Source organism: Cupriavidus numazuensis (assembly GCF_905397435.1).
In the GTDB taxonomy this organism is placed as follows: domain Bacteria; phylum Pseudomonadota; class Gammaproteobacteria; order Burkholderiales; family Burkholderiaceae; genus Cupriavidus; species Cupriavidus numazuensis.
Window position 1 is genome coordinate 1 of the sequence record NZ_CAJPVI010000097.1, and the last position, 19,788, is coordinate 19,788.

The following is a 19,788-nucleotide window of genomic DNA, read 5'->3' on the forward strand; positions in this document are numbered from 1 at the left end:
ACCGGGGCCGGCACGCCGGCGCGAACCAGCGCGCCATCGGCCCGCGCGCTGGCGGAAGCGTTGGCGGAAGTCTTGGCCGCCTTGGCCGGGCGGGCCAGGACGGGCGGCTGGATGGCGGCGAGCAGCAGGGCGGCCGCGCAAAATACGGTGATTCTTCTTGGCATGGCGGCCATGTTAACGCATGGCCGGCAGCTGTCGGATGACACGCGGGCCAGCGCCGGTGCGCCAGCCTGCAATTACGCCGGGCGCGGCGGCGCCAGGCGCGCGAGCAGCGACTTGAGCGTGGCCTGTTCCTGTTCGGTCAGCGCCGAGGCCACGTGCGCGTCGTGGGCGATGACAGCCTGTTTCGCGGCCGCGAGCGTGCGCTTGCCCGCAGGCGTGAGCACCAGGCTGTAGGCGCGGCGGTCGCCGGGGGCCGGGCGCCGTGCGACCAGGTTCATCTCCTGCAAGGCATCGACCAGCAACACCGCACCCGATCGCGCAATGCCGAGGATATGCGCGAGTTCGGTCAGCTTCAGTTTCGGGTTGCGCGAGATGATCACCAGCGCGGCAAAGCGCGGCGGCGTGATTTGCCACTGCGCAAGCGACGCCACGAAGTCTTCGTAGATGCGGATCTGCGCGCGCCGGATGGCATAGCCGATCAGGCTGTCGAGCACGCCGTAGTCGATATCTGGCACATGCGGATCAAAGCCGCCGTCGGTCCCTGAGCCGCCGGTCGCGGGCTCAGGCGCCAGCGAGTCGCCCGGCTTGCGCCGCGTTCCCGCGGATCGTGTGACGTTCGATGTGCCGGCGGCGGGGTCCGACGAGTCAGGGCTCATTTGAGCGGTTTCCAGTTACCATTTTCGATCGTCAGCATAACGCGCCCGCGCTGGTCGAGCCATAGTGGTCTTGCGCGCCTGCCAGCGGATCAGCGCTGCACCACCTGCAGCGACTGCGGGTCGAAGCCCGCGAGCTGCTTGTAGCGCAGCGCAATCGCTTCCAGTTCGGCGCGCGGAATCACCTGTTCGATATCGGCAAAGCCCTGCGGCGCGCGTTCCTCGGCCAACTGCATGACCTGCTCGGGCCCGTTCATGCGGTTGCGCAGCACGATGCCGGCGGTGCGCGGCAGGCGGTCGGCCTCGTACTCGCGCAATGCGTAGGCCGTGTCGCGCGTGCCAAGCAGGCTCTGGAGAAGGGTTTGCGCATCGAGGATGGCCTGCGCGCTGCCGTTCGAGCCGATCGGATACATCGGATGCGCGGCGTCGCCGAGCAGCGTGACACGGTCGAAGGTCCAGCGCGGCAGCGGGTCCTTGTCGACCATCGGGAATTCGTAGATGGCGGCGGCGCCGTCGATCAGTGCGGGAATGTCGATCCAGTCCCACTGCCAGCCCGCGAATGCGTCGCGGAACACCGACTTGTCGACCTGGCGGTTCCAGTCGCTGCGTGGTGGCGTGTCGGAGACAGGGTCCGGAACGCGCAGCTCGGCGATCCAGTTGATCAGCGATCGCCCCTGCCGGCGCAGCGGCTCGGAGATCGGATAGGCGACGAACTTCTGGTCCTGGTAGCCCGCCATGAACATCGAGCGGCCATCGAGATAGGGCGGCGCCTCGGTGACGGCGCGCCACAGCATGCGGCGCGAGAAGCGCGGCGCGTCGCTGCTCGGGTAGAAGTGCCGGCGCACGGCGGAATGGATGCCGTCCGCGCCGACGAGGACGTCCGTGCTGGCTTCCACCTCGGCCTGGTCGTGCCGCCGCCGCACGGTGAAACGAACAGGATCGCCGATGCGTGCGCCGGTGTCCTGCACCGCTTCGAACGCGTGGCCCGTGTGCACGCGATCCGCGCCCAGCCGTTCCACGGCAGTGCGATGCAGCAGCATCTGGAACTCGCCGCGATGGATCGAAAACTGCGGCCAGTCATAGCCCGCCGCCAGTCCGCGCGGCTCATGCCAGATGCGCTGGCCGAACTTGTTGAAGTAGGACAGCGATGACGTTCCGATGGCCATGTCGGCCAGCGCATCGCGCAGTCCCAGTTCGCACAGCACGCGCACCGCGTGCGGCAGCAGGTTGATGCCCACGCCGAGCGGGCGCAGGGTTTCGCTGGCTTCCCAGACTTCGGCCTCGATACCGTGCTTGTGGCACAGCAGCGCCAGCGTCAGCCCGCCGATGCCGCCGCCGGCAATTGCGATCTTCATGTCGTCTCCCCGTCATGGCGCGCGGCGGCAGGCGCATGAAACGGCGCCTTGCCCAGTCCGCCCAGAATTAGTTATGGAGTATAACTATTTGAACAGACCGGACAAGGCGCCGGAGGGTCGGGGAATACCCGCGTGCGCGGCCCGGCGGGTCAGCCCAGTGCGGTGCCGCCTTCCGGCTTGGCCTTCAGCGACGGCACCGGGAAGACGATGTCATATAGCCAGTTGTAGACCAGCGCGTAGACCATGTAGAAGCCGGCCACGGCGATGTCCATGATCAGCGCGTCCACCAGGCTGATGTCCAGGTACCAGGCCACCGACGGCAGGAACACGATCAGCAGTCCCAGTTCGAACAGGATGGCGTGCAGCACGCGCACCAAAACCGACTTGCGCAGCTGCCCGGTGAACCGCAGCATGGCTTTGTCGAAGAGCAGGTTGTAGAGATAGTTCCAGCCGGCGGCGATCAGCGATGCCACCGCGCCGATCAGTCCCATCTGGTGCAACTCGTAGCCGAACACCAAGCTCGCAAGCGGGGCAAACGCCAGCAGGCCGATCACTTCAAAGCCGATTGCGTGGCGGATCCGGTCACGGGTGTTGCGCATGAGACTCTCCTGCAAATGATGCGATGGGATGGAGTCTATCTGCTTTGCCGGGGTTGCCAAGTTAGGTAGTATCGTAAAAACCGATACATCGTTTAAGCATTCCATCATGTCGCTTTCTATCGACCAGTTGCAGGCTTTTGCCGCGGCAGCCGAAACCGGCTCCTTTTCCGCCGCTGCGCGCAGGCTCGGCAAGGCGCAGTCGGTCATCAGCGCGGCTGTGGCCAATCTCGAAATCGACGTTGGCAATGCGCTGTTCGACCGTACGGGTCGCTATCCCGTCCTGACTTCGGTCGGCGAACGGTTACTGGTAGAGGCACGGGTGATCCTGGAGCGCTGTGAGCACTTTCGCGGCGTGGCCATGAGCCTGGGCGAAGGCGTGGAGACCCGCCTTGTGCTCGCCGTAGATGAGCTCTATCCGGAAGAGACGCTTGGCGGGCTGCTGGAGGAATTCTCGGGCCTGTTCCCCGCGGTCGAACTGGAGCTGCTGTTCCCGCTGATGGAGGACGTCAGCCGGCTGGTGCTGGAAGGGGGTGCCGATCTCGGCATCATGTGGCGGCAGGAGGTGTTGCCGCCGGCGCTCGGCTTTCATGCCCTCGGTTGGGTGCCGATGCAGCTGGTGTGTGCGCCGGATCATCCGCTGGCTGGCGGCCAGCGGATCGACTGGGAAGAGCTCAAGCGCTACCGGCAGCTGATGGTCGCCACGCGGACCGACAGCGAGGAAAAGATGCGGCTGCGGGTGGCTTCGGATGTGTGGTGGGTGGAGAGCCAGTGGGTGATTGTTGAACTCGTCAAACGGCGGCTTGGCTGGGCGTTTGTGCCCTGGCACGTGGTGGCGAATTCGCCTGCGGCGGCGAAACTGGTGTCGCCGCCGTTGGCGTTTCAGGAACAGGATTGGCCGGTGGCGATGGAGCTGGTGTGGCTTAAGCAGCGGCCGGCTGGGAAGGCGGCTCGGTGGTTGAGGGAGAGGATTTGTGGGCAGGTTTTGCCTAGGCCTATAGGGGCGAGATGAAATGGTGTCGTGCTTGGCGGGCGCCGCTGTTTCGCCGGCGTAGCCGGCGAGTCACTTTTGTCCGAGCGACAAAAGTAACCAAAAACGCGTTTTGGTTGCCCCAAAGGGGCGAATTTTTATCGTAGTGTGCTGGGGGTGTTGTACGGGTATGGGCTTCAGAGTCCGTCACGCTGCCTGCCGCGTGGGGCACGACCGTGGACAGAATTACAGCGCTGATTGAACGAGCCCTGCAAGCGTCTGTGGACCCTGCTGCGAGCGATATTGTGTGATCGCCTTCGGCTGCGCTGCGCGCAGAGCTCAAGTCTGAGCACACAAGTCCAGGGCAAACCACGCCTCGGTGACGACGCCCGCGCATGGCATGCACGAAGTCGAGAAAGGACCTCGGACGAACCGGGGCGCCAGCGATGCTGATGAGCTCGCACCCAGACGACGACGCGCGCGCAGCGCAGCCGAAGGCGTCCCACCACCGACCTTATTGAAACGCTGTACCCGAGTCCGTCTTGGGGATCGTCCAAACGCCGTGCCGCGCGAGGCACAGGTTCTGACTCACATGGCGTAGCAGGGTCGAACGGCCGATCACCATCGCAGGCGTCCAAAGCTGTTTGAACTACTGCCGCCGTGGAATTGATGGCCAGCGGCAACGACGCGCTTTTTGGTTACTTTTTGTCGCTCGGACAAAAAGTGACTCGCCGGCTACGCCGGCGAAACAGCGGCGCCTGCCAAGAACGACACCCCAATCCCAACGACAAGACCCCCTCCGGCTACGCCAGCGAAACAGCAGCGCTCGCGAAGAACAACACCATCCCAATCACCGCTTCCCCACAGTCTCCACCCCACCTTCCCCCTGATGCCACCCCCCGCCGAGCGCCTTGATCAGCACCACGCTGGCGGTGTACTGGCGTCCCATAATCGTCAACGCAGTCCGCTCCGCCGTATAAGCCGTAGTCTGTGCGACCAGCACATCCAGCAAACTAGCCGTGCCCGCGCGATACCGGTTATTGACGAGCGCTAACGCCTCCCGCGCCGCCCGCACCGCATCATTCTGCACAACCGATTCCTGCTCCAGCAGCCGCTGCGCAGCAAGATTATCTTCAACCTCCTGGAACGCCCCCAACACCGTCTGCCGGTAATTGGCCACGGTCTGGTCATACGCAGCCACCGCCTGCGCCTTCGCAGCACTGCGCAGCCCACCATCAAACAGCGTCCCGGCCAGCCCAGCACCCACCGACCAGATCCTGTCGGGCAACGACATCCAGCGCGCAAGCGTGCTCGCAGTCAGCCCGCCGCTCGCCGACAGCGATAGCGTCGGATAGTAGGCCGCCTGTGCCACACCGATCTGCGCATTCGCGGACGCCATGCGGCGCTCGGCCGCTCCGATGTCGGGCCGGCGCTCCAGTAACACAGAAGGCACGGCCACCGGCACACGCGGCGGCGTGGCGGCGAAATCCGCCTGCCCGAGCGACAGTTCCGCAGGCGGCTTGCCGATCAGCACGGCGATCGCATGTTCGAGCTGCGCGCGCGTGATCTGGATATCGAGCTGCTGCGCCTGCGCGCTCTTGAGCTGCGTTTCGGACTGCAGCACGTCGGACCGTTGCGCCGTGCCGGCCTTGTACTGGTTCTGCACGAGCTGCAGCGACTTCGCGTAGTCGGCCACGGTGCGGTCCAGCAGCGCCTTCTGCGCGTCGGCAACGCGCAGCAGGAAGTAGCTTTGCGCGAGCGTCGCCTGCGTGGACAGCAGCGTCGAGGCAAGGTCCGCCTGGCTCGCCTGCGCGTTCGCTTCGCTGCTTTCCACCTGACGACGCACGCGGCCCCAGACATCGAGTTCCCACGTCGCGCCGAGCGTGACGCTCTGGCCGTTCAGCGTGTTGCCGCTTGCGCCGCGCGCACGCGATACGCCGGCCTGGGCATCGACGGTCGGGAAGAAGCCGGCCCGCGCTGCCTGCAGCGATGCCAGCGCCTGCCGGTACTGTGCCTCGGCAGCCTTGATGTTCTGGTTCGAAACCTGTACCTGCGACATCAGCGCGTCGAGCTGGGCGTCGCCAAATACTTGCCACCATTGCGGGCGCGCGTGCGCGTCCTGTGGCTCGGCGGTCTTCCACTCGCCGGTCCACGCTTCGGCGTCGGCGGGGGCTTCCTTGAACGCGGGCGATGTCGGCGCGTCGGGCCGCTGGTAATCGGGGCCGACGGCGCAGCCGGCCAGCAGCAGCGCGCAGGCCAGCGGCACGGCGCCAAGGGAGAGGAGGCGGGAAAGCGGATTCATCTTCATCATCATGATTCGGTGCCGGCAGCCGGTGCGGAGCCATGCGGATCGCCGCGGCGGCGTTCGCGCCAGGCCTTCACTTTCAGGCGCCAGCGATCCAGCGTCAGGTAGACCACCGGCGTGGTGTACAGGGTCAGCAGCTGGCTCACCACCAGCCCGCCGACGATCGAGATGCCCAGCGGCGCGCGCAGCTCGGCACCGTCGCCGCGGCCGATGGCCAGCGGCACCGCGCCAAGCAGCGCTGCCATGGTGGTCATCAGGATCGGGCGGAAACGCAGCAGGCACGCGCGGTGGATGGCATCGCGCGGGGACAGGCCGTCACGCCGCTCGGCGTCGATCGCGAAGTCGATCATCATGATCGCGTTCTTCTTGACGATGCCGATCAGCAGAATCACGCCGATCAGCGCGATGATGCTGAACTCCGTCTTGAACGCGAGCAGCGCCAGCAGCGCACCCACGCCCGCCGAGGGCAGCGTCGACAGGATCGTCAGCGGGTGCACATAGCTTTCGTACAGCACGCCGAGCACGATGTAGATCGTGATGATCGCGGCCAGGATCAGGATCGGCTGGCTCTTGAGCGAGTCCTGGAACGCCTTGGCGCCGCCCTGGAAGTTGGCCTGCAGCGTTTCGGGCGCGCCGATCTGTGCCATGGCCTGCCGGATCGCATCGGTGGCCTGCGACAGCGAGAACCCTTCGGCAAGGTTGAACGAGATCGTCGACGCCGCGAACTGGCCCTGGTGGTTCACGCCGAGCGGCGTGCTGGAAGGCATCACCGTGGCAAACGCCGACAGCGGCACGCGCCGTCCGTTGCCGGTGACCACGTAGATGTCCTTCAGCGCATGCGGGCCTTCAAGGTACTCCTGGCTCAGTTCCATCACCACGCGGTACTGGTTGAGCGGGTTGTAGATGGTCGACACCAGGCGCTGGCCGAACGCGTCGTTGAGCACGGCGTCGACCTGCTGTGCCGTCACGCCGAGGCGCGATGCCGCGTCGCGGTCGATGATGACCGAGGTCTGCAGGCCCTTGTCGTTGGTGTCGGTGTCGACGTCTTCGATGCCCTTGATGTTCGAGATCGCCGCGCGCACCTTCGGCTCCCAGTCGCGCAGCACCTGCAGGTCGTCGGACTGCAGCGTGAACTGGAATTGCGAACTACTCTGCCGGCCGCCGATGCGGATGTCCTGCACGGGCTGCAGGAACAGGCTCGCGCCGGGCTCCTTGGCCAGCTTGACGCGCAGCCGCGCGATGATGGCGTCGGCGCTTTCCTTGCGCTGCGACAGCGGCTTGAGCGTGACGAACATCTGGCCGGTGTTGCGCTGCGAACCGCCAGTGAAGCCGGTCACGTTCTCGACGGCCGGGTCGGACTGGACGATCCTGATGAAGTTGTCCAGCTTCGGGCGCATGGCCTGGAACGAGGTAGCCTGGTCCGCGCGGATAAAGCCGATCAGCCGGCCCGTGTCCTGCTGCGGGAAGAAGCCCTTCGGCACGATCACGTAGAGCCAGACATTCAGTGCCACGGTCGCCAGCAGGACCAGCCACACCACCGCGCTGTAGCGCAGCGCCACGGCCAGCGTGCGCGCGTAGCTGTCATGCAACCAGCGGAACACGCGCTCGCTTGCGCGGAAGAAGCGGCCCTGTTCTTCCTCGGGCACGGCAGGGCGCAGCAGGCGTGCGCACATCATCGGCGTGGTGGTCAGCGACACCACCAGTGAAACCAGGATCGACACCGACAGCGTGATCGCGAATTCCTGGAACAGGCGCCCGACGATGCCACCCATCATCAGCAGCGGAATGAACACCGCGATCAGCGACAGGCTCATCGACAGCACCGTGAAGCCGACCTCGCGCGCGCCGCGCAGCGCGGCGGCCAGCGGCTTCATGCCCTCCTCGATGTGGCGCGAGATGTTCTCGAGCACCACGATAGCGTCATCCACCACGAAGCCGGTGGCAATCGTCAGCGCCATCAGCGACAGGTTGTTCAGCGAGAAGCCGGCGAGATACATCACCGAGAACGTGCCGATCAGCGACACCGGCACGGCCACGCTCGGGATCAACGTCGCACGCACGTTGCGCAGGAACAGGAACACCACCATGATCACCAGCGCCACCGAGATCATCAGCGTGTGCTCGACTTCGCGCAGCGACGCACGGATGGTGGGCGTGCGGTCCATCATCACTTCCATCGAGATGGCCCCGGGAATCATCTTCTGCAGCGTCGGCAGCATGTCGCGCACGCGGTCGACGGTCTCGATGATGTTCGCGCCCGGCGAGCGGTTCAGCACCAGCAGCACGGACGGTTTGCCATTGGCGGAGCCCGCGTTGCGGATGTCCTGCACCGAATCGACCACGCTGGCCACGTCCCGCAGGCGGATCGGCACGGCAAAGGAATTGGGGCCGCTCGTCGCGCTGTTGCCGCCCGTGGCGCCGCTTGTGACGGTGGTCGTGCCGCTGCTGGTCGTGATGGTGGTCACGGTCACGCCGTTGACGACCTTGGTGCTCACGCCACCCATGGCGGTCGCATTCGCGGTGCTCGCGATCAGCGCGCCGGCCGACGCCGACGAGAACGTACCGGGCGTGGCGTAGCGGATGATCAGCGGCATGTAGTCGCTTGCCTTCATCGCCTGGTCGTTGGCGTAGACCTGCCAGTTGTTCGTGCGGTTCTCCAGTGTGCCCAGCGGCCGGTTGGCATTGGTGGCGCTGATGGTATTGCGCACATCCTCGAGCGAGATGCCGTACTTGTTCAGCGCAGTCGGGTTCAGTTCGACGCGCACCGCCGGCAAGGACGAACCGCCAATCGTCACTTGTCCAACGCCTTCCACCTGCGAGAGCTTCTGCGAAAGGATGGTCGACGCCGCGTCATAGAGCTGTCCGCGCGTCATGGTCGGCGAGGTCAGCGCGATGATCATGATCGGCGCGTCGGCCGGGTTCACCTTGCGATACGTCGGGTTGTTGGGCAGGCTGGTCGGCAGCGTCGCGCGCGAGGCGTTGATCGCCGCCTGCACGTCGCGCGCGGCGCCGTCGATATCGCGCGACAGGTCGAACTGCAGCGTCACGCGCGTGGAACCCAGCGAGCTGCTGGACGTGATTTCCGTCACGCCGGCAATGGTGCCCAGCGCGCGTTCCAGCGGCGTGGCCACCGTGGCGGCCATGGTTTCGGGGCTTGCGCCGGGCAGCGATGCCGATACCGAGATGGTCGGGAAATCCACCTGCGGCAGCGGCGATACCGGCAGCAGGCGCAGCGCCGCCAGGCCCGCCAGCAAGATGCCGATGGTGAGCAGCGCCGTCGCGACCGGCCGGTGGATGAAGGTGGCTGACAGGTTCATCGCGGCCCCGCTGACGACGGATCGCCTTCATCGGTGCCGCCTTCTTCCGGATCACCGAAGCGGCGCTTGCGCCAGTCCTTGAGGCGGTAGGCCACGCGGTCGAAGGCCAGGTAGATCACCGGCGTGGTGAACAGCGTCAGCACCTGGCTCACGAGCAGGCCGCCGACCATGGTCACACCGAGCGGGCGGCGCAGTTCCGAGCCGATGCCGGTGCCGAGCATCATCGGCAGCGCTGCCAGCAATGCGGCCATGGTGGTCATCAGGATCGGGCGGAAACGCAGCAGGCAGGCCTGGAAGATCGCCTCGCGCGGCGACATGCCGCCTTCACGCTCGGCTTCGAGCGCGAAGTCGATCATCATGATCGCGTTCTTCTTGACGATACCGATCAGCAGGATGATGCCGATGATCGCGATGATGCCGAGGTCCTGCCCCGCGAGCAGCAGCGCCAGCAGCGCGCCCACGCCGGCCGACGGCAGCGTGGACAGGATGGTCACCGGATGGATCGTGCTTTCATACAGCACGCCCAGCACGATGTACATCGTCACCACGGCGGCCAGGATCAGCCACAACGTGTTGGACAGCGAAGCGCGGAACGCCAGCGCGGCACCCTGGAACTCGGTCTGCATCGAAATCGGCAGGCCCAGCTCGTTTTCCACCTTGGTGATCTTGTCGACCGCGGCGCCCAGCGATTCGCCCGGCGCCAGGTTGAACGAGATCGTCGCGGCCGGGAACTGGCCCTGGTGGTTGATCACGAGCGGGCCCGTGCGTTCGCTGATGCGCGCGAACGCGCCCAGGGGTACCTGTCCGCCGGACGAGGAGGGCAGGCGTAGTTCTGCGAGCGATTGCGGGTCCTTGCGGAATTCGGGCATGGTCTCCAGCACCACGCGGTACTGGCTCGACTGCGTGAAGATGGTCGACACCAGCCGCTGGCCGAATGCGCTGTACAGCGCGCTGTCGATCACCGCGGTGGTGATGCCGAAACGCGCGGCGGCGTCACGGTCGATGTCCACGTAGGCGCGCAGGCCGTTGTTCTGCTGGTCGCTGGCGACATCGCGCAGTTCGGGCTCCTGGCGCAGGCGCTCGACCAGGCGCGGCACCCACGTGGCCAGGTTCTGCGGATCGGGGTCTTCGACCGTGAACTGGTACTGCGTGCGCGCGACGCGGTCTTCGATCGTCAGGTCCTGCACCGGCTGCGTGTACAGCGAAATGCCGCCGAGCTTTTCCACCGCGTGCTGCAGCCGTTGCGAGACCACGTCGATCGAATCGCGCTCGCCCTTGGGCTTGAGGTTGATCAGCATGCGCCCGGCATTGAGCGTGGTGTTGGAGCCATCGACGCCGATGAACGACGACACGCTCGCCACGGCCGGGTCTTCAGCAACCACTTTCGCCGCGGCCTGCTGCTTGATGCCCATGGCCTGGAACGAGGTGGTCTGCGTGGCTTCGGTGATGCCCTGGATCAGGCCGGTGTCCTGCACCGGGAAGAAGCCCTTGGGCACCAGCATGTACAGCAGCACGGTCAGCACCAACGTCGCGACGGCCACCACCAGCGTGGACTTCTGGCGATCGAGCACCCATTCGAGCGCGACGCCGTAGCGGTGGATCACGTTGTCGAAGAAGCGCCCGGTTGCCTTGTGGAAGCGCGACTGCTGGTCTTCCGGCACATGGCGCAGCAGCCGCGCGCACATCATCGGCGTGAGCGTCAGCGACACCACGGCCGAGATCAGGATCGACACCGCCAGCGTGATCGCGAACTCGCGGAACAGGCGGCCGACCACATCGCCCATGAATAGCAGCGGAATCAGCACCGCCACCAGCGAGAAGGTCAGCGAGATGATGGTGAAGCCGATCTGCTTCGAGCCCTTGAGCGCGGCTTCCATCGGGGAATCGCCTTCCTCGATGTAGCGCATGATGTTCTCGATCATGACGATGGCGTCGTCGACCACGAAGCCCGTGGCGATGGTCAGCGCCATCAGCGTCAGGTTGTTGATCGAGAAGCCGGCCATGTACATCACGCCGAATGTGCCGACCAGCGACAGCGGCACCGCCACACCGGGGATGATCGTGGCGGACACATTGCGCAGGAACACGAAGATGACCATCACCACCAGCGCGATGGCGAGGAACAGCTCGAATTCCACGTCACGCACCGACGCGCGGATGGTCGTCGTGCGGTCCGTCATGGGCTGCGCGTGGACCGAAGCCGGCAGCGCGGTCTGCAGCTGCGGCAGCAGCGCCTTGATGCGGTCCACCACCTCGATCACATTGGCGCCGGGCTGGCGCTGGATATTGAGGATGATCGAGGGGTTGCCGTTGGCCCAGGCGGCCAGCCGGTTATTCTCGGGGCCGTCGATGATGTCGGCGACGTCGGTGATGCGGATCGGCGCGCCGTTCTGGTAGGCGATGATGATCTGCTTGTACTCGTCGGCCGAACGCAGCTGGTCGTTGGCGTCGATGGTGGAAGCGCGCGCCGGGCCGTCGAAGCTGCCCTTGGCGCCGTTCACGTTGGCGGCGCCGATGGCGGTGCGCAGGTCGTCGATCGACATGCCCAGCGACGCCAGTGCAGTCGGGTTGGCCTGGATGCGCACCGCGGGGCGCTGCCCGCCGCTGATCGTGACCAGACCCACGCCCTGGATCTGCGAAATCTTGGCTGCCACGCGCGTGTCCACCATGTCCTGCAGCTTGGGCAGCGGCAGCGTGTCGGACGTCATGGCAATGGTCATGATCGGCGCGTCGGCCGGGTTGACCTTGCTGTAGACCGGCGGCATCGGCAGGTCCGACGGCAGCAGGTTGCTACCGGCATTGATGGCGGCCTGCACCTCCTGCTCGGCCACGTCCAGCGGCAGCGTCAGTTCGAACTGCAGCGTGATCACCGACGCGCCGCCCGACGAGGACGACGACATCTGCTTGAGCCCCGGCATCTGCCCGAACTGACGCTCCAGCGGCGCGGTGATCGACGAGGTCATCACGTCTGGGCTGGCGCCCGGATAGAGCGTGGTGACCTGGATGGTGGGGTAGTCCACCTCGGGCAGCGCGGACAGCGGCAGCAGCCGGTAGGCCACCAGCCCGGAGAGCAGGATGGCCAGCATCAGCAGCGCCGTGGCTACCGGGCGCTCGATGAAGAGGCGTGACGGGTTCATGCGGATTCCTTACTGCTGGCGGCGCGGAGCAGGGGCCTCGGCCGCGGCGCCGCTGGCATCGGCGCCGGAGCTGGCACCTTCGCGCTGGCGGCGATGTTCACCCTGCGGCGCGCTCGCGCCGCGCTCTCCACGTTCCCCTTGAGCGCCGCTGGCGCCGCCCCAGCCGCCGCCCTCGCGGCGGCGTCCGCGTCCGCGCGGCTGGCTGGCCGGCACGAGCTGGGCCGCGCGCGCAGCCGGGTCAACCGCTTCCACGGTCATGCCTTCCTTGAGCCGGTCGGCGCCGTCCACCACCACGCGCTGGCCGGGCTCCACGCCCTTGAGCACGGCGGTGCGGGTGCCGTCGCCCGGTCCGAGTGTGACCACCTGCACCTTGACCTTGCTGCTGTCGTCGACCACGTAGACGAAGGTGCCTTGCTGGCCGCGCTGCACGGCGGCGACCGGGATCACGGTGGCGTCCTTGAGCGTGTCGACGCGCGTGCGCACATTGACGAACTGGTTCGGGAACAGCATGCCATCGGCGTTCGGGAAGATGGCCTTCATCTTGACCGTGCCGGTGGTGGTGTCGATCTGGTTGTCGGTCGTCAGCAGCGTGCCGTCGCCAAGCTGGTTGCGCATCTGGCGGTCCCAGGCCTGTACCGGCATCTTTTCGCCCGAGTTGAGCTTTTTCAGCACAGCGGGCAGGCTGTCCTCGGGAATGGTGTAAAGCACGGCAATCGGCTGGATCTGCGTGATCAGCGCGATGCCGTTGGTGTCCGACGTGTTCACGATATTGCCCGGATCCACCTGGCGCAGGCCGATGCGGCCCGACACCGGCGCCACGACCTTGGTGTAGCCGAGCTGCAGCCGCGCATTGTCCACATTGCCCTGGTCGGTCTTGACCACGCCTTCATACTGGCGCACCAGCGCATCCTGCGTATCGACCTGCTGGCTCGAAATCGAGTCCTGCTGCAGCAGGGTCCGGTAGCGCTTCTGGTCCAGCCGCGCGTTCTGCAGCAGCGCCTGGTCGCGGGCAAGCTGGCCCACGGCCTGGTCGAACGCAGCCTGGAACGGACGCGGGTCGATCTCCGCCAGCACATCGCCGGCCTTGACCATCTGGCCTTCCTTGAACAACACCTTGAGCAGCGGCCCCGACACCTGCGCGCGCACAGTAACGTTGGACACCGGGGTGACGTTGCCCAGGCCGTTCAGGGTCACGTCCATGTCGCGCTGCGCGACCGTGGAGACCACCACCGGCGAGCGCGGGGCGCCTGCGCCACCGGGCCCGCCCGGGCCTCCACGGCCTCCGGCGCCCGGGCCACTCGCGCCACCGGGACCGCCAGGTCCACGGCCGCCCTGGGCCGCCTGGGTGTCCGAACCGGCGCCGCGATGGCTGTACCAGTACCAGCCGCCACCGGCGAGCAGCACGACGAGGGCCGCGGCAATCAGCTTGCGCCGTGGCGAACGGGCTGGGCCTGGGCCCTTTGGCGGGCGGGACGGCGGGGTAGGTTGTTGATGGCCTTGTTCGGGGTTGGACATTTCCGGAATCCTGGGAGCGGCGCGCAATGCGCCGGCGTTCTTCGCGCCGTCGTGGGCGCGGCGATGCTGCAGTATGCCGCATCAGGTGCGGCACTAGCCCCATCTGGCGTGGGGTTCTGCCCAAGCGGGCAGCGGCCTTGTGGGTTTGGCCGGGCAGTGTAAGAACTCTGTTCTGAGCTGCCATGCCGCAAGGATAATGTGAGACGCCGGATGCACGTGTTTCCGCGAAGCCCGCGTTTATTACAGAGGATTACCAGCCCCTCCTGTGTAATCTCCGGAAACAAAGCCGCCAGCCCGATTCGGCTGGACAGCGGCCAGCCTGACTATCATGTGCCTATGCGAACGAACCAGCCCACCCAGATCCTTGTCGTCGACGACGACCCTGAATTGCGCGATCTGCTGCGCGAGTACCTGACCCAGCAAGGCTTTGCGGTCTCGGTGCTGCACGATGGCGACGGCCTGCAGGCGCGCCTCGAGCGCGAGCGCCCGGCGCTGATCGTGCTGGACCTGATGATGCCGAAGGTCGATGGACTGACTGCACTGCGCAATCTGCGTGCCAAGAACGACGATATTCCGGTGATCCTGCTGACCGCGCGCAGCGACGAGATCGACCGCATCGTCGGCCTGGAGATCGGCGCCGACGATTATCTCGGCAAGCCGTTTTCGCCACGCGAGCTGCTCGCGCGCATCAATGCCGTGCTGCGCCGCAAGCTCGCGCGGCCGGCGGCCGCGCCTGAAGACCGCGAGTCGATCGCGTTCGGGCCGTTCCGCGTGAATTTCCGCCAGCGTTCGCTGCAGCGCGCGGGCCAGGTGCTGTCGATCAGCGATACCGAGTTCGCGCTGCTCAAGCTGCTGCTGATGCATCCGCTTGAAGTGCTGTCGCGCGAGCGCATTGTCGAGCTGATGTATGGCACCGCCAGCGGCATCAGCGACCGCGGCATCGATGTGCAGATCTGGCGCCTGCGCCGGCTGCTCGACGAAGACGCACAGCGCCCGCGCTACATCCAGACCGTGCGCGGACGCGGCTACACGTTCGTACCGGACGAAGCCGAAGAGATTCCGCAGTAACGCCCCTGTCGCCTCTGTCGCCCGTCCGGCGGCAGGGCGGCAATGACGAGTCCTGACATGAAGTTGCGTATCGATACCCTGTTCGGCCGCATTGCGCTGCTGATTGCCGCCGTGCTCGTGATCAGCCATTTCTCGTGGCTGGCCATCCTGCGCATGGACCGGCGCCAGCAGCAGGTCGACTATTCGGTCGAGCAGATGCTGTTCCAGTTCGCCAGCATCCAGCGCGCGCTCGACGCGCGCCCGCCCGTGCCGCTGCCCAGCCTGGTCGAAGTGGCCAGCGAGGCCAGCGCCGAAGAACATACCGTCGTGCCCAAGGGCCGCTCGCGGCGGCTGGTGGAGCAGTTCATCACGCGGCTGCCGCAGGGCACCGAGATCCGTATCGAGGACGAAGCCACGCCGCGGCTGTGGATCAAGCTGCCGACACGCAGCAACTGGATCGCCATGCCGATCCTGTGGGTCCACAATCCGCCGCCGGACAACCGTCTGGTGCCGGGCGTGATGCTCGTGGTGGGTGTGGCCATCATCTTTGCGCTGCTGATCGCATGGCAGATCCAGCGTCCCGTGCGCGACATGGCGGCGGCGGCCGAGCAGCTTTCGCGCCAGCAGCCGGTGGCGCCGCTGCGCGAACGCGGGCCGCATGAGCTGCGCCAGCTGATCGAACGTTTCAACCGCATGGTGGCGGACCTCACGCGCATCGATCACGAACGCAACACCATGCTGGCCGGCATCGCTCACGACCTGAAAACGCCGCTCGCGCGGTTGCGGCTGCGTGCCGAGATGCTGTCGGACCCGAAAGCGGCGGCGGGCGTCACGCGCGATGTCGAATCGATGTCGGCGATCGTGGAGCAGTTCCTGAGCTTTGCGCAGAGCAGCGAGCCCACGGCGCGGCCGGTGCCGGTGGACCGGCGTATCCATGAGCTCGCGGCATCGCTGGCCGAGCAGGAACGGCAGGTGGTGCTGTCGCTGAACGCCGGCGAGGGCTTCCGCATGATCGCGACGCAGCTCGACCGCATCGTCGGCAACCTCGTCGACAACGCCTATGCCTACGGCCAGGCGCCGGTGTGCGTGGCGACCTCGCGTACGGCCGAAGGCTTCTGCCTGACGGTGGAAGACCAGGGTCCGGGCATTCCGGACGCGGACATGGAACGCGTCACGCTGCCGTTCGTGCGGCTCGATCCGGCGCGCGGCGGTAACGCGCATTCGGGATTGGGACTGGCGATCGTCGATCGCCTGGTGCGGCAGGCGGGAGGGCGGCTGTCGCTCCTCAACCGCGCCGAAGGCGGCCTGCGCGTGGAGATGCAGTTCCCGGTGTCGATGGCGCAGGCAGCCTGATTGCCTGCGCTCCCGGGAACGCGTTCAGACCTTCTTCTTCTCGCCGATCCGGCTTTCCTTGCCGGTCAGCAGCTTGGCGATGTTCTGGCGGTGGCGTGCGATCAGCAGGATGGCGATGACCAGCACGGCGCCGGCCATGGCGTCGATGCCTTCCATCAGCACGTAGAAGACCGGCGCGAAGATCGCCGCGACCAGCGCGGCCAGCGACGAATAGCGGAAGAAGAACGCGATGATCAGCCAGGTGGCCAGCGTGGCCAGCCCCAGGATCGGGCTGATCGCCAGCAGGACGCCCGCCGCCGTGGCCACGCCCTTGCCGCCGGCAAAACGGTGGAACACCGGGAACAGGTGACCGAGGAACACGGCCAGTGCCACCATCGCCAGGCCGTTGTCATCGAGCCCATACGCAGGCCCGAAGCGGCTCGCCAACCAGACCGCCAGCCAGCCCTTGAGCCCGTCGCCGATCAGCGTGAAGATCGCCGCCTTCTTGTTGCCGGTGCGCAGCACGTTGGTCGCGCCCGGGTTGCCAGAACCGTAGGTATGCGGATCGGGCAGGCCCATGACCTTGCTGACGACGACGGCGAAGGAAATCGACCCGATCAGGTAGGCGGCGAGGGCGAAGAGCAGGTTGGCCATGAGGGGATACGCGCGGCAGTGACTGCCTTGTCTGGAATTGGCGGGATTGTAGCGCGGCGGCGGGGTCGCCACGTCCGTGACTTCCCCAATATCCGACACCCGGGGGCGGCCGGTTCAGTCAGGCAGCGCGCATTCCACGGGCTTCGCCTCCACGAGCGTGCTCAGCAGCTTCGGGTCCAGGCTGACCAGATAGCCGCGCCGCCCGCCGTTGATGTAGATCTTCTCCAGCGCCAGTACCGTCGCTTCGACATACACGGGCATGCGCTTCTTTGTGCCGAATGGCGACGTGCCGCCCACCATGTAGCCGCTGTGCCGCTGCGCGACCTCGGGCTTGCAGGGCTGCACGCTCTTGCAGCCGATCTGGCGCGCCAGGTTCTTGGTGGAAACCGAGCAGTCGCCGTGCATCAGCACGATCAGCGGCTGCGCGCGCTCGTCTTCCATGATCAGGGTCTTGACCACGTCATGCTCGGGCACGCCGAGCTGACGAGCTGATTCTCCGGTGCCGCCATGGTCGACGTAGTCGTACGGATGCTCGCCGAAGGCGACGTTCTGCCGGCGCAGGAACTGGGTGGCCGGGGTTTCGGAGATATGTTTCGCTTTGCTCATTGTCGCTTATCGTCGCGTTTCGTCGCGCTAGGGGCGGAGCCCGGCTGGTCTTACCCGCGCGGGTGGTGCTGCTGGTGCAGTTCGCGTAGCCGCTCGCGCGCCACGTGGGTGTAGATCTGCGTGGTGGAGATATCGGCATGGCCGAGCAGCAACTGCACCACGCGCAGGTCGGCGCCGTGGTTCAGCAGGTGCGTGGCAAAGGCATGCCGCAGCGTATGCGGTGACAGCGGCGCCGTAATGCCGGCATCGCGCGCATGGCGCTTGATCAGGTGCCAGAACGCCTGGCGCGTCATGCCTTCGCCGCGCTGCGTGACGAACAGCGCGTCGCACGCGCGGCCGGCCAGCAGGGCGGGGCGTGCGCTGCCCAGGTAGCGGCGCAGCCAGTCGCCGGCCTGCATGCCGAATGGCACCAGCCGCTCCTTGTCGCCCTTGCCGCCAACCACGCGCGCGACGCCTTCGTTCAGGCCGATCTCGACGGTCTTCATCTGCGTCAGCTCCGACACCCGCAGCCCGCTCGCGTACATCAGTTCGAGCATGGTGCGGTCGCGCAGGCCGAGCGGCGTGGTGGTATCGGGCGCTTCGAGCAGGGCTTCGACCTGCGCTTCGCTCAGCGTCTTGGGTACGCGCGGTGGCTGCTTGGCCGGGCGCAGCAGGATGCAGGGATCGGCCTGGATCATCTGCTCGCGCAGCGCCCATTGGTAGAAGCGGCGGAACACAGCGAGCCGGCGGTTTGACGACGAGGCGCGGGTTTCGACGTGCCGCGCCAGGAAATAGGCGTTCAGTTCCGTGTCGCCGACGGCCAGCAAGCCGCTGTTGCCGGACTGGTGCAGCCAGCGCGCAAGCATCGACAGATCGCGCCGGTAGGCGTCCATGGTGTTGCGCGACAGGCCGTCCTCAAGCCACAGCGCGTCGCAGAAACGGCTGACGAGATCGAGTTCGGGCGCGATGGCGGCATCGAGCGCGACGGTATCCGCGTCGGCATGCACCACGCGCGGCTTGCGTGCTGTCCGGCTCGCGCCGGCGGGGCGCTTCATATCAGCATGGCGCTTTCATGGCGCAACAGCCAGCGTTTCACTTCCAGGTGAAAACCGTCCTCGGCATGGTGGGCAAAGCCGCCGATGCCACTGGCGGACACCACGCGATGGCACGGAATCACGATCGGCAGCGGATTCTGCCCGCAAGCCTGCCCGACCGCGCGCGCCACGCCGCCGAGCTTGCGTGCGATATCGCCATACGTAGTCAGCCCGCCGCGCGGGACCGCGCAGATTGCCTGCCACACCTGCTGCTGGAACGGCGTGCCGGCAATGGCAAGTGGCACGTCAAAGAGCGCGTCGGCATCGGCGTAATAAGCATCCAGCTGGGCGGCAAGGCGCAGGATCACATCGCTGCGCGGCGCTAGGCTTTCGACGTTCTCGGGCAGATAGAAAATCTCCCGGATCCGTTCATTGTCGGCACGTACGCCGACCTTGCCGAAGGGCGCGGGGAGGATGGCGTCGAAGGGAACGGGCATGGGGATCACATCAAGCGAAGCCTGGATTTTAATGCGTTTTGGAGGGATGGGCGGTAGAGGGTTTAAGGGCGAAATGCGGGAGAGGGGTATCGTGCTTGGCGGGCGCTGCCGTTTCGCCGGCGTAGCCGGCGAGTCACTTTTGTCCGAGCGACAAAAGTAACCAAAAACGCGTTTTGGTTGCCCCACAGGGGCGAATTTTTATCGTAGTGTGCTGGGGGTGTTGTACGGGTATGGGCTTCAGAGTCAGTTACGCTGCCTGCCGCGTGGGGCACCACCGTGAGTGGGAATACAGCGCTGATTGAACGAGCCCTGCAAGCGTTCGTGGCCCCTGCTGCTGGCGATATCGTGTGATCGCCTTCGGCTGCGCTACGCGCAGAGCTCTAGTCTGGGCACACAAGTCCAGGGCAAACCACGCCTCGGTGACGACGCCCGCGCATGGCATGCGCGAAGTCGAGAAAGGACCTCGGACGAACCGGGGCGCCAGCGACGCTGATGAGCTCGCATCCAGACGACGACGTGCGCGCAGCGCAGCCGAAGGCGTCCCACCACTGACCTGGTTGAAACGCTGTACCCGAGTCCGTCTTGGGGATCGTCCAAAAGCCGTGCCGCGCGAGGCACAGGTTCTGACT

The 19,788-nt window shown here is 66.3% G+C and carries 14 protein-coding genes; 3 read left to right on the plus strand and 11 right to left on the minus strand.

Going from position 1 to position 19,788, the window contains the following annotated elements:
- Nucleotides 1–236: 236 nt before the first annotated feature.
- The 3 genes from KHO41_RS39020 to KHO41_RS39030 form a co-directional block, all read right to left on the minus strand.
- Complete coding sequence (locus KHO41_RS39020) at nt 237–818, minus strand: MarR family winged helix-turn-helix transcriptional regulator (RefSeq protein WP_211958559.1); 582 nt, start codon at nt 816–818, stop codon at nt 237–239.
- Nucleotides 819–907: 89 nt separating this feature from the next.
- Entirely contained in the window at nt 908–2,170 is a 1,263-nt protein-coding gene (locus KHO41_RS39025) for a flavin-dependent oxidoreductase (RefSeq protein WP_211958560.1), read from the minus strand.
- Nucleotides 2,171–2,319: 149 nt separating this feature from the next.
- Entirely contained in the window at nt 2,320–2,769 is a 450-nt protein-coding gene (locus KHO41_RS39030) for a PACE efflux transporter (protein WP_211958561.1), read from the minus strand.
- Between the two features lie 106 nt (nt 2,770–2,875).
- Between KHO41_RS39030 and KHO41_RS39035 the strand changes: the two genes are divergently transcribed.
- Nucleotides 2,876–3,778 (plus strand): LysR family transcriptional regulator, encoded by a 903-nt coding sequence (locus KHO41_RS39035; protein ID WP_211958562.1) that lies wholly within the window; start codon nt 2,876–2,878, stop codon nt 3,776–3,778.
- 808 nt (nt 3,779–4,586) lie between these two features.
- Here the strand turns inward: KHO41_RS39035 and KHO41_RS39040 are convergent.
- The 4 genes from KHO41_RS39040 to KHO41_RS39055 are packed head-to-tail and all read right to left on the minus strand — an operon-like array spanning nt 4,587 to nt 14,010.
- The gene (locus KHO41_RS39040; protein ID WP_211958563.1) at nt 4,587–6,038 is read right to left on the minus strand and encodes an efflux transporter outer membrane subunit; all 1,452 of its coding nucleotides are present in this window, start codon (nt 6,036–6,038) and stop codon (nt 4,587–4,589) included.
- An 8-nt stretch (nt 6,039–6,046) separates the two neighbouring features.
- The gene (locus tag KHO41_RS39045) at nt 6,047–9,358 is read right to left on the minus strand and encodes an efflux RND transporter permease subunit (RefSeq protein WP_211958564.1); all 3,312 of its coding nucleotides are present in this window, start codon (nt 9,356–9,358) and stop codon (nt 6,047–6,049) included.
- On the minus strand, nt 9,355–12,495 hold the full coding sequence (locus KHO41_RS39050) for an MdtB/MuxB family multidrug efflux RND transporter permease subunit (protein ID WP_211958565.1): 3,141 nt from the start codon (nt 12,493–12,495) through the stop codon (nt 9,355–9,357). Before KHO41_RS39050 ends, KHO41_RS39045 begins: the two co-directional genes overlap by 4 nt.
- Before the next feature lie 9 nt (nt 12,496–12,504).
- Nucleotides 12,505–14,010 (minus strand): MdtA/MuxA family multidrug efflux RND transporter periplasmic adaptor subunit, encoded by a 1,506-nt coding sequence (locus KHO41_RS39055; protein WP_211958566.1) that lies wholly within the window; start codon nt 14,008–14,010, stop codon nt 12,505–12,507.
- 336 nt (nt 14,011–14,346) lie between these two features.
- Here KHO41_RS39055 and KHO41_RS39060 point away from each other — a divergent pair, with 336 nt between their 5' ends.
- Together KHO41_RS39060 and KHO41_RS39065 are read left to right on the plus strand one after the other, a co-directional pair.
- Nucleotides 14,347–15,078, plus strand: coding sequence for a response regulator (locus KHO41_RS39060; RefSeq protein WP_011296761.1), 732 nt, complete (start codon nt 14,347–14,349; stop codon nt 15,076–15,078).
- A gap of 57 nt (nt 15,079–15,135) precedes the next feature.
- Nucleotides 15,136–16,410, plus strand: a complete 1,275-nt coding sequence (locus tag KHO41_RS39065) for an ATP-binding protein (RefSeq protein WP_211958567.1) — start codon at nt 15,136–15,138, stop codon at nt 16,408–16,410.
- Between the two features lie 24 nt (nt 16,411–16,434).
- Here KHO41_RS39065 and plsY read toward each other — a convergent pair whose 3' ends face one another.
- The 4 genes from plsY to KHO41_RS39085 all read right to left on the minus strand — a co-directional run bounded on the left by plsY (nt 16,435) and on the right by KHO41_RS39085 (nt 19,159).
- Entirely contained in the window at nt 16,435–17,043 is a 609-nt protein-coding gene (gene plsY / locus KHO41_RS39070) for a glycerol-3-phosphate 1-O-acyltransferase PlsY (RefSeq protein ID WP_211958568.1), read from the minus strand.
- Between the two features lie 114 nt (nt 17,044–17,157).
- Complete coding sequence (locus KHO41_RS39075; RefSeq protein ID WP_211958569.1) at nt 17,158–17,649, minus strand: aminoacyl-tRNA deacylase; 492 nt, start codon at nt 17,647–17,649, stop codon at nt 17,158–17,160.
- 50 nt (nt 17,650–17,699) lie between these two features.
- A complete protein-coding gene (gene xerD, locus KHO41_RS39080; RefSeq protein ID WP_244874241.1) occupies nt 17,700–18,683 on the minus strand; it encodes a site-specific tyrosine recombinase XerD in 984 nt (327 codons plus the stop codon).
- A complete protein-coding gene (locus KHO41_RS39085) occupies nt 18,680–19,159 on the minus strand; it encodes a methylated-DNA--[protein]-cysteine S-methyltransferase (protein WP_211958570.1) in 480 nt (159 codons plus the stop codon). The genes xerD and KHO41_RS39085 overlap by 4 nt, the downstream gene beginning before the upstream one ends.
- Nucleotides 19,160–19,788: the final 629 nt, after the last annotated feature.

Bases quoted from the DNA above. Each gene is read 5' to 3' on its own strand.
- KHO41_RS39025 (WP_211958560.1), bottom strand. From the start codon at position 2,170: ATGAAGATCGCAATTGCCGGCGGCGGCATCGGCGGGCTGACGCTGGCG.
- KHO41_RS39045 (WP_211958564.1), bottom strand. From the start codon at position 9,358: ATGAACCTGTCAGCCACCTTCATCCACCGGCCGGTCGCGACGGCGCTG.
- KHO41_RS39075 (WP_211958569.1), bottom strand. From the start codon at position 17,649: ATGAGCAAAGCGAAACATATCTCCGAAACCCCGGCCACCCAGTTCCTG.
- xerD (WP_244874241.1), bottom strand. From the start codon at position 18,683: ATGAAGCGCCCCGCCGGCGCGAGCCGGACAGCACGCAAGCCGCGCGTG.
- KHO41_RS39030 (WP_211958561.1), bottom strand. From the start codon at position 2,769: ATGCGCAACACCCGTGACCGGATCCGCCACGCAATCGGCTTTGAAGTG.
- KHO41_RS39040 (WP_211958563.1), bottom strand. From the start codon at position 6,038: ATGAATCCGCTTTCCCGCCTCCTCTCCCTTGGCGCCGTGCCGCTGGCC.
- KHO41_RS39055 (WP_211958566.1), bottom strand. From the start codon at position 14,010: ATGTCCAACCCCGAACAAGGCCATCAACAACCTACCCCGCCGTCCCGC.
- KHO41_RS39020 (WP_211958559.1), bottom strand. From the start codon at position 818: ATGAGCCCTGACTCGTCGGACCCCGCCGCCGGCACATCGAACGTCACA.
- KHO41_RS39065 (WP_211958567.1), top strand. From the start codon at position 15,136: ATGAAGTTGCGTATCGATACCCTGTTCGGCCGCATTGCGCTGCTGATT.
- KHO41_RS39050 (WP_211958565.1), bottom strand. From the start codon at position 12,495: ATGAACCCGTCACGCCTCTTCATCGAGCGCCCGGTAGCCACGGCGCTG.
- KHO41_RS39060 (WP_011296761.1), top strand. From the start codon at position 14,347: ATGCGAACGAACCAGCCCACCCAGATCCTTGTCGTCGACGACGACCCT.
- KHO41_RS39085 (WP_211958570.1), bottom strand. From the start codon at position 19,159: ATGCCCGTTCCCTTCGACGCCATCCTCCCCGCGCCCTTCGGCAAGGTC.
- KHO41_RS39035 (WP_211958562.1), top strand. From the start codon at position 2,876: ATGTCGCTTTCTATCGACCAGTTGCAGGCTTTTGCCGCGGCAGCCGAA.
- plsY (WP_211958568.1), bottom strand. From the start codon at position 17,043: ATGGCCAACCTGCTCTTCGCCCTCGCCGCCTACCTGATCGGGTCGATT.